At 53.1% G+C, this 13,135-nt stretch carries 13 protein-coding genes; 4 read left to right on the plus strand and 9 right to left on the minus strand.

Translation table 11 applies throughout. From position 1 onward, the window contains the following. Positions 1-35: 35 nt before the first annotated feature. The 3 genes from DYU11_RS07020 to DYU11_RS07030 all read right to left on the minus strand — a co-directional run bounded on the left by DYU11_RS07020 (position 36) and on the right by DYU11_RS07030 (position 1,987). Positions 36-221, minus strand: coding sequence for a CsbD family protein (locus DYU11_RS07020; protein ID WP_119666949.1), 186 nt, complete (start codon positions 219-221; stop codon positions 36-38). A gap of 58 nt (positions 222-279) precedes the next feature. Further along, complete coding sequence (locus DYU11_RS07025; protein ID WP_119666950.1) at positions 280-1,440, minus strand: flavin-containing monooxygenase; 1,161 nt, start codon at positions 1,438-1,440, stop codon at positions 280-282. 97 nt (positions 1,441-1,537) lie between these two features. After that, positions 1,538-1,987, minus strand: a complete 450-nt coding sequence (locus DYU11_RS07030) for a DUF2147 domain-containing protein (RefSeq protein ID WP_119666951.1) — start codon at positions 1,985-1,987, stop codon at positions 1,538-1,540. Positions 1,988-2,138: 151 nt separating this feature from the next. Between DYU11_RS07030 and DYU11_RS07035 the strand changes: the two genes are divergently transcribed. The 3 genes from DYU11_RS07035 (at position 2,139) to DYU11_RS07045 (ending at position 4,708) form a co-directional block, all read left to right on the plus strand. Continuing rightward, positions 2,139-2,666: an acyl-CoA thioesterase gene (locus DYU11_RS07035; RefSeq protein ID WP_119666952.1), complete on the plus strand. Its 528-nt coding sequence runs from the start codon at positions 2,139-2,141 to the stop codon at positions 2,664-2,666. 86 nt (positions 2,667-2,752) lie between these two features. Next, entirely contained in the window at positions 2,753-4,024 is a 1,272-nt protein-coding gene (locus tag DYU11_RS07040) for a dicarboxylate/amino acid:cation symporter (RefSeq protein ID WP_119666953.1), read from the plus strand. Between the two features lie 231 nt (positions 4,025-4,255). Next, positions 4,256-4,708, plus strand: a complete 453-nt coding sequence (locus DYU11_RS07045; protein WP_119666954.1) for a hypothetical protein — start codon at positions 4,256-4,258, stop codon at positions 4,706-4,708. A gap of 190 nt (positions 4,709-4,898) precedes the next feature. Here DYU11_RS07045 and DYU11_RS07050 read toward each other — a convergent pair whose 3' ends face one another. From DYU11_RS07050 to DYU11_RS07075, 6 genes are all read right to left on the minus strand, one after another. Then, positions 4,899-5,801 carry an oxidoreductase gene (locus DYU11_RS07050; protein WP_119666955.1) on the minus strand — a complete coding sequence of 301 codons (903 nt, stop codon included), beginning with the start codon at positions 5,799-5,801 and terminating at the stop codon, positions 4,899-4,901. Positions 5,802-5,811: 10 nt separating this feature from the next. Then, positions 5,812-6,237 (minus strand): DUF2141 domain-containing protein, encoded by a 426-nt coding sequence (locus DYU11_RS07055; RefSeq protein WP_158600229.1) that lies wholly within the window; start codon positions 6,235-6,237, stop codon positions 5,812-5,814. An 89-nt stretch (positions 6,238-6,326) separates the two neighbouring features. Further along, the gene (locus DYU11_RS07060) at positions 6,327-7,238 is read right to left on the minus strand and encodes an AraC family transcriptional regulator (protein WP_119666957.1); all 912 of its coding nucleotides are present in this window, start codon (positions 7,236-7,238) and stop codon (positions 6,327-6,329) included. A 223-nt stretch (positions 7,239-7,461) separates the two neighbouring features. Continuing rightward, positions 7,462-8,841: a sugar porter family MFS transporter gene (locus DYU11_RS07065; RefSeq protein WP_119666958.1), complete on the minus strand. Its 1,380-nt coding sequence runs from the start codon at positions 8,839-8,841 to the stop codon at positions 7,462-7,464. 118 nt (positions 8,842-8,959) lie between these two features. Continuing rightward, positions 8,960-9,814 carry a phytanoyl-CoA dioxygenase family protein gene (locus DYU11_RS07070; RefSeq protein ID WP_119666959.1) on the minus strand — a complete coding sequence of 285 codons (855 nt, stop codon included), beginning with the start codon at positions 9,812-9,814 and terminating at the stop codon, positions 8,960-8,962. 20 nt (positions 9,815-9,834) lie between these two features. After that, a complete protein-coding gene (locus DYU11_RS07075; RefSeq protein ID WP_119666960.1) occupies positions 9,835-11,982 on the minus strand; it encodes a glycoside hydrolase family 36 protein in 2,148 nt (715 codons plus the stop codon). Positions 11,983-12,134: 152 nt separating this feature from the next. On the opposite strand from DYU11_RS07075, the gene DYU11_RS07080 reads away from it, so the two are divergent. Continuing rightward, positions 12,135-13,043 (plus strand): AraC family transcriptional regulator, encoded by a 909-nt coding sequence (locus DYU11_RS07080; RefSeq protein ID WP_119666961.1) that lies wholly within the window; start codon positions 12,135-12,137, stop codon positions 13,041-13,043. Positions 13,044-13,135: the final 92 nt, after the last annotated feature.

A 13,135-nucleotide genomic window follows, 5' to 3' on the forward strand; every position in this document is an offset into this window, starting at 1 on the left:
GAGGGGCGGCTCATTATCTATCGACTTCGCTTACATTACATATCGGCGATGGCTTTGTTGATCTCGTCTTTAGTCTTGCCGGTCTTCTGCTGGAGTTTACCCCACATTTCGTCGGCCTGACCTTCTTCGTACGCCAGATCATCGTCTGTTAAATCGCCGTAGGCTTGCTTGATTTTACCTTTCAGTTCGTTCCAGCCGCCTTTGATTGTTGTCTCATTCATAACCGTGTAGCGTTTATAGTTGAGTAATAGTCGACTCACCCTGAGTCTATACTATAAACTACGAGCGGGCCGTAATGTTTTTTGCCGCCGGTTGCTTCGGTACCTGAGCGCTGATGTGACCGGCGATTTTAGCCGAGTCAATGTTGAGGTTGTAGAGGATACCGGTGAGTGGTGTCGTGAAGCCCAGACAGTACAGCCCCCGCAGATCCGGCTGGTCGAACCACAAGGCTTTCGGATACCCCCGCTCGTTCAGAACCTGTGCCGACACGTCGTTTCCCAGCATAGCCGCCAGCCCCGGCCGGTAGCCGGTCGCCAGTATGATCGCGTCGAAGGGGAGCTCCCGGCCGTCGGTGAACGTAACGGTTTTGGCGTTGATCTGCTCAATAGCGGGCACTACCTTGATCGTCCCGGCTTTGATCTGGTCGAGCGTACCGATGTCGATGACCGGAATGACGCCCCGGCGTGTGTCGTACGAAGGCGCGTGAGTTGGTTTGCCCAGGCCGTAGGCCGACACATCGCCGACGGTCAGCCGCTGCGACAGCCGCGCCATGAAGTCGTAGAACCAGTTCGGAAACCTGCTCAGGAAGATCGCCGTCGGCTGAGCGGGTCGCCCAAACACCTCGCGCCGGACAATATTGATCGGCCGCCGGACCGAAATAAACGGCCGGGCACCGTGTTCGAGCAGGTCGAGGGCAAGTTCTGCCCCGGTGTTGCCCATGCCCACAACCAGTACGTTCTCGTCGCGGAAAGCGGCCCCGTTGCGGTAGTCGCGGCTGTGCCAGATGATGCCCCGGAAGTTGCGCTGTCCGGGCAGGTCGGGCAGGTTCGGTTCGCGGTTGTAGCCTGTGGCAATGACCACCCGCTCAGCCTCGAACACATCGGTCCGGGTCTGCACCTGCCACAAACCGGCGTCGTTCCGGCGAATCGATACGACCTGCTGGTTGAAATGGGGGCGAATGTTAAAATGCTCGGCGTACCGTTCAAGGTATTCGACTACCTGAAGTCGCGATACGTAGGTCGGGTACTCGGCCGGGTAGGGGAAGTGCGGCAGAGCCGAGTGTTCCTTAACCGTATGCAGGTGCAACCGGTCATAGTGATTCCGCCAGGCAAACCCTACGTAGTCACTGGCTTCCAGCACCGTGAAGGGCAGGTTGCGGTGGGCCAGCTGCCCGGCCATGGACAGTCCCGCCGGCCCTGCACCGATGATGAGTGTGTGCATTGTTTAGTTTGGAAGTTTGTAGTTCGTAGTTTGAGGTTGGCTAATGTCGAAGTTGTGGAAGCGTCAGCTAACTACAAACAACAAACTTTATAAACAATCATTTTACCCGGGTCCAGGTCTGGGTTTTGCCAATCAGCGAGATCCCCATGTAGCCGCGAACGTCCAGCGTATTGGGGCTGGTCAGGGTCATTTTGCAGTTGTACTCCTTGCCGTCTTCCGGATTGTAGATTTTACCGTCGCTCCAGACGTTATTGCCGTCGTACTTGAAATTGTACATGATATTGAGGTTCATGATCGGCCGATTCCGCTTGGCAGCGTCGGCGTTCTTGATATCCGTTTTAGGCTTGCCGGTCGTTGGGTCATTGGGTTCTTTCAGCCAGACCAGTTTGCCGAAGTACGTTCCCCCCTTTTTGTAGATTTCGACGTGGCCTTTTTTCGTGCCGTTCAACCACGTACCAACAACGGCATCGGATTCATCAGCCGGTCGGAAAGAGAACAAAGAAAGTATGACAATGAACGCGGGAATTGCAACACGAAATGACTTCATAAGCTTACTGAACTTGTAATTAAACGTTGATTTTTTGGTACTAACGTAAATAAGTGGATCGCGATTACATGGATTTATTGATTAGGTAGATTTTTGTGGGAAATTTTACGGTTATCGTGCCGTCCGACGGCGATGCAAAATCAATACGCTCATGTTCAAACGCGATCCCAACAGAATTTACCCGACCGAGACCGAATCGCGGGCTATTATCCGATTTCAGGACTGTGATCCACTGCAGCACCTGAACAATTCCAAGTACTTCGATTATTATTTCAACGCCCGCGAGGATCAGGTAGCTAAGTTGTATGACTTTAACCCCGGCCAGCTATTTCGGGAGTTTAAGACGAGCTGGGTGGTGTATCAGCACCAGATTGCTTACGTCCGGCCGGCGCTGGTCAGCGAGTGGGTACGTATCATGTCGCGGGTTATCTTCTACAACGACGATACGCTCGTAACGGAATTTTACATGACCGACGATGCCAAGTCGCACCTCAAGAACGTGCTCTGGATGACGTCTAAATACGTTAGTGTGGAAACCGGCAAGCGCATTTCGCACCACCCGGCCGTGATGGAACTGCTCGCAACCATCCTGGTCCCGAACGTCGATTTTGTCAGTCTGAATTTTAACGACCGCATCCGGCACATTAAACACCAGTTGCAGCCCGTAGCCTCAATCTAATTATTTTCAGTACCTTGTTCTGGTTGTCGTACCGAACAGCTCATCAGTACGACAACCAACTCCGAACCGCTGCGATACCCTAACCAATGAAACTCCTGAACAACCTGACCGTCCGTGTCCTGATTGCCATTACGCTCGGTATCCTGACGGGCTATTTCTTCCCCGAAACGGCCACAAAGCTGAAGCCCCTCGGCGACCTGTTCATCAACCTGATCAAGATGGTGATTGCGCCGATTATCTTCCTGACCATCGTGTTGGGTATCAGCAACATGGGCGACCTCAAGAAAGTCGGGCGGGTTGGCGGTAAGGCGCTCCTGTATTTCGAAATCGTTACAACGGCGGCTCTGATTATCGGGCTGGTCGTTGCCAACCTGATCCGGCCGGGTGAGGGCGTGCAGACGGGGGCCGTGCAGGGGGGCGATGTAAGCCAGTACGCCGAAAAAGGCAAGGGTATGGACTGGGGCGAGTTTTTTCTGCACATTGTGCCGAGCAATGCCGTCAAAGCCTTTGCGGAGGGTGATATTCTACAGGTGCTGGTGTTCTCTATACTGTTCGGCGTCGGTCTGACGCGGATGGGCGATAAAGGCCAGCCGCTGATCCAGACCTTCGAGCGGTTGTCGCGGGTGTTCTTCAATATCCTGAACGTGGTGATGGTGCTGGCTCCGCTGGGCGCATTCGGCGGGATGGCGTTCACGATCGGTAAGTACGGGCTGGCTACGCTGCTGCCCCTGGCGAAGCTGATGGGTACGGTGTATACCACCATGATCCTGTTCATTTTCGTGGTGCTGAACCTGATTCTGCGTTACTACAAAGTCAGCCTATGGGCAGTGCTGAAATTTATCAAAGAAGAACTGCTGATCGTGCTCGGTACGTCCTCGTCGGAGTCGGCGCTGCCGCAGGTGATGGATAAACTCGAAAGTCTCGGCTGTTCGCGCTCGGTGGTCGGACTGGTTATCCCGGCCGGTTACTCGTTCAATCTGGACGGTACCACGATTTATCTGGTGATGGCAACCGTGTTTCTGGCGCAGGTTTTTGGGGTGGACCTGACGCTGGGGCAGGAGCTGACCATCATCGGCATTCTGATGGTGACCTCCAAGGGAGCCGCGGGCGTAACGGGTAGCGGTTTCATCGTGCTGGCCAGTACGTTAACGGCCGTTCAGGTCATTCCGGTCGAGGGGCTGGCGCTGCTGCTGGGTGTCGACCGGTTCATGTCCGAAGCCCGCTCCATCACCAACATCATCGGCAACACCGTCGCCACCATCTTCATTGCCAACAACGAAGGCGAGTTCGACCGGCGGAAGTATAACCGCGTACTCGGCCGGGAAGAGGAAGAGGTGTTGACGAACTACAAGTATTAGACGAGAAGCGATGTAAGACGCCCGGCTGAATGGGCTTGTTGTCAGTCCGGCCGCGACATGAGGAACGGAAAAATCGTCTTGTTTTTATCGCCTTCCAGTATGCCTAGGCAGGTTTGACATCCGACAATTGATAAGGTTGAAAAATTTTAGAAAAATTCGGAGAGGTATTTAAACCATTTCAAGGGCGGCTGTTCAAAGGGACAAATACAACCTGAAAACAATTCCGATCCCATGAAACGAGTCATGATGATGGCGGTGGCAGCAATTGGGCTGCTCACCGCCGGGGCAGCCACTGCTCAACGCTACGACTATCCCAGCCCACAGCGCCCGACTTATAATAACCCCTATCCTCAACAACCGGGTTATGGCCGTCAGGAATACAATTACGATTTCAGTGACGAACACTTTGAAGAGCACCTCGACTGGTGGGACCGCAACCTGAATTTATCCCGTCGGCAGGAGCGTCAATTGCGCCGAATCCACGAAAGCTACGACAATCAGCGGTTCAATCTCCGCGACCCGCGCCAGCGCGACGCGTTTCGGGATATGCAGCGCCGTCGATTCTACGACATGATGGCGGTCCTAACGCCGAACCAGCGGGCCGTCGTAGTCGAGCGGCTACGTCCCTACGAACGCCGGGGCCGGGGCTACGACCGCGGACCCTACTACGGCCGGCGGTACTAAGGCAGCGCATAAAGACCAATGGGATCAGGGTTCTCTCTGGTCCCATTGGTCTTTACGTATATAGGTCAACGTTTAATTGTAAGCTCTTTTTCTATTTCCTCCAACGACTTACCTTTTGTTTCGGGGATACGCACCCTACGAAGAATAGGTCAGTGAAAGCAATTAAGCTTAAGTCGGTTTAAACTTATAGTCAATTGAGGAAGTGAACGCGCGTCATGAATTCACTGGCTGTCCACAGGCGTTTTGCCAGCTCCCGGTTTTTAGAGTATTCGTCGGAGTCGACTACAACCGGATAACCTCGCATCTGCTGAAATCCGTCGGGACCAACAAACTCACCGCCGTTGATGGCGGTATCCAATGCAGCATATAGCACCGACAACGCGCCCTGCTGGGCCGGCTGTAAAAAAAGATTGCCCAGCGGCCGAATGAGCGCCGGGAAATACTGATCCAGATTCGTTTTGGAAAGACCCGGATGGGCGGCTACTGAGCGGGTGTCGTAGCCAGCATCCGACAACCGGTGTTGTAGTTCGAAGGCAAACATCAGGCAGGCCCGCTTGCTTTGCCCATACGCTTTAGTGCGGCTGTAGCCCTTCTCCGCATGAAAATCGCCAAACTGAATCTCTGCCCATTTGTACGACAAACTGCTTAGTGTGACAATCCGGGAGCCAGGGATGCGGGTCATCAGCGGCAGCAATCGACCCGTAAGGGCAAAATGGCCCAGATAATTCGTTGCCAGTTGATTCTCGAAGCCATCTTCAGTAACCTCGTAGGGCGACATCATGATTCCGGCATTGTTGATGAGCAGGTCCAGCGTTTGATGCTTAGTACTAAACTGAGCAGCAAAATCTTCGACGCTGCGGAGGCTGCTTGTGTCGAGCAGCAGGCAATTAACTCTGGCTTTGGCATATTCGTCGATGATTTTAGCCCGGGCTTCATCCGCTTTCTGCCCATTGCGGCAGGCCAAAATGACTTCTATATCCTTTTTAGCCAATCCCAGAGCGACTTCGTAGCCTATACCGCTGTTGGCACCGGTAACAATGGCAACCCGCCCGGGCTTCGGCTTTACCTGTTGTAGGCTCCATTTAGTACTCATTTTTTTCGGATTATAGTGCTTCAAACAGGTTGATGGCCTCTGGTTTTGAGCCGGGGTTATACCGAATCACCGAAGACTCGAACTTAGGTTTTCCGAAGGGTCGATAATTGTTGCCAAATCCGATTGGTTCTTTCGGGATATTCAGAAAGTTCTGGTCTAACGTTCCGTTTTCGTTTTTGTCCTGATAAATAGAAACAGCATACTGTCCGGGCGGAACAGTGAAAGAAGCGGTTTTTGTAGATTTGTCAGCAGGTAGCGTAAGTTTACGAAACGGCGTTTTGAGCCAGTCTGCCTTGTCCTTATAAAGTTCAACCACAATTTTTCCACGGTTGGGCTGAACATTGGTAATCTCAATCAATAACGACGGTTGCTGAAGCGTGGGGCGGGCTGCCGACAGCATCAATGCGAGAAAGCCTGAAAGAAAGATTGGCGTCATACAGCGAAGCATAAAGTTGATTGCAGGGATAAAAACCTTTGTCGGTAAATAACGCTGCAAAGGTGGAGAAGACTACTGACCCGCCGTTGTCAGAAATCATGCCTGTACCCGGACAAATCTTGCGTGAGGGTGTTTCTATACTCGGAAGGTGTCTGACCGGTCAGCTGCTTAAAAAACCGACCGAAATAGGATGGGTCCGAAAAATTAAGGGCAAAGGCAACCTGGGCAATGTCTTTTGAGCGATCCTGTAGTAGCAACTTGCTATGAATGATCACCATTTCGTTGATGTGCTGTTTTGGGGGTTTATTCGTAGCCCGGTTAACGCACCGGTTGAGATAATTCTCCGAAACGGCCAGTGAATCGGCGTAGAACGCTACGTCCCTGTTTGTCGAAAAATGTTCATACAACCGCTCTTTGAACAGCATGGTTATTTCGGATGGCCGGTCTGGTCTGGAGCGGGCTGCGGCCGATGCTTCCGCCAATTTCAGCCATATAGCCCGGAGAAGAACCACCCTGATTGCTTCAGCATGGGGGCTGGTGTTCTGTTGGTTGAGAAGCAGCTCACAGCAGTTGCCTAACCATTCCAGATCGGCGCCGGAAACCGAGTGCTTTGGATGAAATGTAAACCGGTGAAGCAAGTTGCTGTCGGCAAAAAGCTGGGGTAGTAGCCGACTTTCCATGTAAATGAAGTACCCGTCTGTGTTTGCCTCAATAGAGTGGATGGCATTCAGGTGGCCCTCCCGGATGAAGAGGATATCGTTCGGGTACAAGTCAAAAAGGGTATTGTCGATCTGTTGTTTGCCCCCGCCTTCGGTTATGAGCAGTAAAAAGTTGTACTCGGCCCTGAATAAGGGGCTTGGGGTTATTACACCCGCCGGAGCCATCGACAGCGGATAAATTTGGATGCTGTTTGCCGAAAACGCAAATTTATCCATGGTGATGGCCATGAACTGATTCACAAACCCTTTGAAGGTTACACGCTCATGATGCTTATCAGTCATACATGGGCCAAAATAAGCCATGTTCAGCCAAAAACATAACAGTCCATCAGGCCAATGAACATTGGCGTCACGGGTTCCGTACAATGCCTGATCTATACCTGTTAGTAAGTGGCCGTTTCGCTGGATGCCCGACCTTTCTGAACGGAGAAGCGGTGTGCAATGTGAACTTGTTCGATGCTCGAAAACGGCTTCTGCCGCAACATACCAGTCTGGTACCTGTTAATCAGCCCAAACGGGTCAACTCGTGCTCAATTTCCTCTAACGACTTACCTTTTGTTTCGGGGATACGCACCCGGACGAACAGGAAGTAGATGAAACACAGCACCGCATGAATGCCGAACGTAGTGGGTAGACCCAGATACTCCTTCATGACCGGAAACGAAGCTGTGGTGAAGAAGTTGGTAATCCATAACGCCAGCGTAGCCAGCGCCATGGCGTTGCCCCGGATACGATTCGGAAAAATCTCCGACAAAGCCACCCAGGTAACCGGCCCCAGCGTAGCCGAATAAATGGCGATGAAGGCCAGTACGAACAGCAGTACCCAGGCACCGGGCAGCTGCCAGTAAAAAGCGCCTGCCAGTGCCAGCGCATCCAGACAAAGCAGTGCTGAGCCGTACTGCAACAGCTTTTTGCGTCCCGTTCTGTCAATCGTACCGATGGCTACGAAGGTGAAAATGAAGTTGATAACCCCGATGATGATGGATTGCAGAAAGGCCGAATCCTGCGCCATACCGGCCTGACTGAACAGTTCCGGCGCGTAGGAAAACAGCGAATTCTGCCCGACGGCCTGCGAAAACACGGCCACCACAATGCCAATGAAAACGATTGGCCATAAATCCTTTCTGAACAAGTCACTAACCGACTCGCGGGCTTCCCGCGAAAAGCTGGTCTCGATCTGCCTCGCTTCGCTCTGCGCATAGGCCCGGCCACCAATCCGGTTCAGTACGGTTTCGGCCTCTTCGTTTCGCTGCTTGCGAATCAGCCAGCGCGGACTTTCGGCGACGAAGAACAGGCCAATAAAAAACAGCAGCGACGGCACCGACTGCGACGAAAACATCCACCGCCAGTTGTTGTCGCCGGTGTTCAGCAGCAGGTAGTTGGACAGGTAGGCCAGCAGGATGCCAATCACAATCGATAACTGGTAAAACGACACCATCCGACCGCGCATGGGAGCCGGTGAAATCTCGGCAACGTACATGGGGCAGACCAGTGCAGCGGCTCCAACCGCTACGCCACTCAGCATCCGAAACGCGATGAACGACACAAAGCTTCCGGCCCAGCCCGTACCGGCGCCCGTCAGGGCAAACAGCAGCGCGCACAGCATCAGGAGTTTCTTCCGCCCCAGCGAGTCGCTAAGTTTGCCGCCCAGTAACGCCCCGATGGCCGCGCCCAGGTTGATGCAGCCCACGGCCCAGCCCGTCTGGAACTCATCAAGGGCAAAGTGCCGGGTAAAAAACGGGACCGTACCCGAAATGATGACCAGATCAAAGCCAAACAAAACGCCACCCAATGCCGCAATCGCACTGATCAGGTAAACGTATCGTCGGTTGACGGACACCTGCGCGGTGCTGACATCGGACTGGGCCTGGATGATAACTGCCATTGGTTGAGGGGTTGGTTAGTTGTACGTATGCCTTGTCATTCGTGTCCTGTTCACCATAGGGACAATAAACGGCCAGGGAACACTTACTGGGACAGCGAATAACCACGAATTGACTGGCTTACTTCAGGGATACGTCGGCTTCTTTGCTGAGAAAGTCAGCGCCTTCTTCTACTAAACCGGCTGCGTTCCAGGTCAGCAGCGCTTCGTTGGGGACCACGTCAATGGGCGTGATGCTCGACATCGACGAAGCTGAATCGTTGTAGCCAATGTTGGCCTGGCGGTTGTAGCACGAAATCATCGACCAGCGCGGCTTGTCCGACAGGTTGGCTTCCGAGCGGTGCAGGATGTTGCTGTGGAAAAAGAGGACGTCGCCCGCCTTGAGTTCCACGAATACGTGCTCCATTGTTTTCAGAGCCAGGTCAACGTACCGCTGCGACGCGCCAACCTGTTCGCCCGCGAAGCCGTGCTCAACGCGCCCCATCTTGTGCGAGCCTTTGATGACCTGCAAACAGCCGTTTTCCTGATTAGCGTCGGTAATCGCCACCATGACGGACATCATCTGGTCGGGCAGCAAAAACTCGTTCTTGTACCAGTAGCCGTAATCCTGGTGCCATTCCCAGGCCCCGCCGACCCGCGGCTCTTTCTGCATCAGCTTGGAGTGAAAGTGGCAGACCGTAGCGACGGACGGCGTCGAATCCGGGTTGTCGAGCAGCTTGTCCACCGACTCCACGAGTTGCTGGCTGCGGGTGAGCAGACCGTACACATCATCGCCGGGTTTGTACCAGAGCGATAGTTTGCTTCGTTTGCCGGTGCTGTCGTTGACGTTGATGGCATGTTTACTGACAGCACTGTCTTCGATTGCCACCTGATACAGTTTCTCAACTTCGTCTGAACTCAGAAAATTCTTGATGATCAGATAACCATCCTGGCGATACTGCTGGATTTGTTCCGGGGTCAGTGGTTGATTGGTCATGATAATTGACGTTTAGCGTTTTATTTCGTATTTGTAGTCAGTAGCGTATCCGTAACTTCAAAGAGTTCACCGGAGTACGGAGCCGTCAGCGTTACGGGAAATCCGGTGGTCTGCAAGGCTTCGCCGGTAAGCGTGGCTACCACCTTCCCGGTCGTTGTTTTAATCTGGTACGTTCGTTTAGGCTCCAGGTAGTTGATGATCACCTGACGTGTCTTTTCGACCGCGCCGTGCCGGAAAACGCCCACCATGCCTCCGCTTTTGGCGTCGGTGTTGATGCGCTGGAAGCCATCCCACATGCCTTCCATCGGCTCCCCAAATCCGGCCAGATCCTGCCGGTAACTCATGATCTGGTGCTTGTTTTCCATCAACTGGAGCCAATCGGCGTAGGCCCGGTATTTTTTCAGATCAGCCGCCGATAACTTCCGGGGATCGCCCAGCATGATGGGCAGAGCGCCCGCCAGCGACTTGATGTGCATGTCCCAGCCGGTATCCTGCATCTCCGGATTGCCAATGACCAGCGCGGTAGCCGGAATAGCCGGGGACCGCCACCAGGCCATGTTCCTGACGCGTAGATCGACTTTGGCATCCGGACCGTTGAAGTTGGATAACCAGTTGCCTTCGGCGTGTTTCAGCATGGCGTAATCGATCAGCTGCAAGCCGCCCATCGTCTCGAACGTGCAGTCGATGAACAGGTTCGGCTTGGCAGCGTGCAACTCATCAAAAAGCGCCCAGACCTCTTCGTAGTTAGTATACAGTGACTCGTGGTGATCGTTGTGCCCTTTGTGATTAGTAGCATAGCAGCCCGTTACTTTGTTGCCGAACCGGTACGTGCTGGTGACCACCGTAAAATCGAGCTTCAGGTATTCAAGGCCGTAGTCGAGCGCCAGTTTGAGCAGTACGTCCTTAATGTACCCCCGCCAGCCGGTGCCAAAGCAGGCCGTCCGCATGTTAGCCGCATCTTCGTGCAGATTGGTAGGCTGTTGCTGTTCGTCCAGTACGAACCATTCCGGGTGCGCTTTGTACACTTTGCTGTCGGGCGAAGCGCTGCCCACGCTTACCCACATCCCCGGCTTCATGCCCAGCGATTTGATGTAATCGAAAACGGGCTTCAGCCCATTGGGAAACTTCTTCCTGTCGATGACCCAGTCGCCGTAATTGTCCGCCCAGCCATCGTCAATCACGAATTCTTTCATACCGGCATCGGCGGCCGCTTTGGCCAGTTCCATGACCAGTTTTTCGTCGATGTTCTGACGAAAAGGTACCCACGTATTATAAACGAAGGTGGGCTTTTGGTCCAGTTCCGACAGTCGTGTTCCCAGATGTTTCCGGACGAAATCCGGCACGGCGGTATTAAGAATTTCGTCTGGGTCTTTGTGGTTGTTGTAAACGATGGTGAAAACCTGCGGTGTTGTAAATGACTCGCCTTTGCCAATGTATTTCCGAAAAGGAAATCTGGCTTCTTTGTGCGTCAATCCGCTCAGAATGGCTGGTTCATTCCAGAATACAGAAGTATGTTTGACTACACCGGCGGCTTCGTTACCAATCACAATGCCCTGTTGCCAATCACTGTTGTGAACCGTCAGCAACGCATCCTGCATGTTACCATCATAAGGTCCAATGGAACGTCTCCGGCCGTAGTCGTGGCAAATCCAGCTAAACGTAGTGGCCTTATACGGGGTTACAATAAACTTCTCCACATCGACCGACTCCAGGCGTACAGGTTCGTTATCCAGATTCTTGACGGTCAGGCTTTTCCGAATAACCGGCAGGTTGGGATACAATAAGAAGTTTACGGTCAGTTCGACGGTGCCGTCTTTACTCTGCAGCGTGACAGCCGCTCCGTCGCCCTGTTTTGCATCGGTAATTTTTTGAACAGCTACCAGCTTCCAATCCCCTGAACCTGTATACGGCTTGCCGTTCAGCTCAAACTGAAAGTCAGGATTCGTTTTGATGAAATAGTTGAATTCTCCATCAACCGGTTTGTACTGAGTAGTTAAAAAGCGGCCATCGGAAGCCGGCAGTTTGATCGTGCGCTGAACGAGTCCGTTGGAAAGGACCAGTTCGGTGGTTGTCCATCTGGCAAAGGGTGGGGAAGTCGGCGCAGGAACGGCTGCCACCACATACCGGCCGAGTGCCGTCAGAAGAAGTATCGTACAGAGAAGCCGCATGATCTGTAGCGTAAACAGCTATGGTTTAAGGAGTTTTGGTATTGCATTATACACTCTCAAAATTCGGTTTTTCGAAGAATCGGCAGATGAAGTATTTTGGCATAAACATGGATTATTTTACCTTTCAGCCGAAAAGCAGGATGTAGCAGGCGATGAATAGCGTAACGCGAAAAAGCCGGGGATTTGCCGGGGAGCGAATTATTGAAATTCCCCGGGATGCGCTGGAGCGGTGCCGCACTATGCCGTTGATCAACAGTCTGTTTATTACCCGCATGGGATTCTATCCAAAAGCCCGGTACCATTATTACCAGCGCCCCACCGGTATCTCGCAGGTAATTTTGCTGTACTGTACCGACGGGCAGGGATGGATTCAGCTACCCAATCACCGGGTCTTACTGACGGCCGGAGAGGTGTTTGCTATTGCGCCGGCTACTCCGCATTCCTACGGCGCAGATGCCGACAACCCCTGGACAATCCACTGGTTTCATTTCAGCGGTACGCACTGCCAGCAGGTGATGAACACGGTCATGGACGAGCGTAGTAGTACGCCCCACGCGTTTCGGGTACCGTATTCTGAAGAACGGATCGCGTTGTTCGACCGAATGTTCGATACGTTTCTGAAAGGATACAGCACCTCGAATCTGCTGTTTGCTAACCTCACGCTGCCGTATTTCCTGGCCTCGTTCGTGCTGCCCGAAAACTTCCAGCCCGAACTTGGTACATCCGTTATGTCGCCCACCGACAAGGCTATCCTGTATATGCAGGAGCACCTGTCACAAACTATTACGCTGGATAATATTGCTCAGTCGGCCCATCTGTCGGTTTCGTTTTTCTCCCGAAAATTCAAGCAGGATACCGGCTACGCACCCATTGAATATTTTAACCACCTGCGAATTCAGCGGGCCTGCCAGCTGTTGCACTTCGGTGACCTGCGCATTAATGAGGTCGCGTCGCAGTTGGGTATCGATGATCCGTTTTATTTCTCACGGCTTTTTAAAAAACACATGGGTGTTTCGCCGGCAGATTATAAAAAGAGCGAAGGAATCCAGCGCAGAACGTAGTGGGATCCAGCGCAGAACGGCGCAGGTACCGGCGTGCTACGCGACGGGAATGAGGAGTATTCGCCTGCTGGTGCCTTATGGTGAGGTGATAG

The organism is Fibrisoma montanum (assembly GCF_003583365.1).
Taxonomy (GTDB): Bacteria; Bacteroidota; Bacteroidia; order Cytophagales; family Spirosomataceae; genus Fibrisoma; species Fibrisoma montanum.

Coding starts and splice junctions, on each gene's coding strand:
- DYU11_RS07035 (WP_119666952.1), top strand. CDS start 2,139: ATGTTCAAACGCGATCCCAACAGAATTTACCCGACCGAGACCGAATCG.
- DYU11_RS07020 (WP_119666949.1), bottom strand. CDS start 221: ATGAATGAGACAACAATCAAAGGCGGCTGGAACGAACTGAAAGGTAAA.
- DYU11_RS07070 (WP_119666959.1), bottom strand. CDS start 9,814: ATGACCAATCAACCACTGACCCCGGAACAAATCCAGCAGTATCGCCAG.
- DYU11_RS07065 (WP_119666958.1), bottom strand. CDS start 8,841: ATGGCAGTTATCATCCAGGCCCAGTCCGATGTCAGCACCGCGCAGGTG.
- DYU11_RS07080 (WP_119666961.1), top strand. CDS start 12,135: ATGAATAGCGTAACGCGAAAAAGCCGGGGATTTGCCGGGGAGCGAATT.
- DYU11_RS07030 (WP_119666951.1), bottom strand. CDS start 1,987: ATGAAGTCATTTCGTGTTGCAATTCCCGCGTTCATTGTCATACTTTCT.
- DYU11_RS07060 (WP_119666957.1), bottom strand. CDS start 7,238: ATGACTGATAAGCATCATGAGCGTGTAACCTTCAAAGGGTTTGTGAAT.
- DYU11_RS07050 (WP_119666955.1), bottom strand. CDS start 5,801: ATGAGTACTAAATGGAGCCTACAACAGGTAAAGCCGAAGCCCGGGCGG.
- DYU11_RS07040 (WP_119666953.1), top strand. CDS start 2,753: ATGAAACTCCTGAACAACCTGACCGTCCGTGTCCTGATTGCCATTACG.
- DYU11_RS07045 (WP_119666954.1), top strand. CDS start 4,256: ATGAAACGAGTCATGATGATGGCGGTGGCAGCAATTGGGCTGCTCACC.
- DYU11_RS07075 (WP_119666960.1), bottom strand. CDS start 11,982: ATGCGGCTTCTCTGTACGATACTTCTTCTGACGGCACTCGGCCGGTAT.
- DYU11_RS07025 (WP_119666950.1), bottom strand. CDS start 1,440: ATGCACACACTCATCATCGGTGCAGGGCCGGCGGGACTGTCCATGGCC.
- DYU11_RS07055 (WP_158600229.1), bottom strand. CDS start 6,237: ATGACGCCAATCTTTCTTTCAGGCTTTCTCGCATTGATGCTGTCGGCA.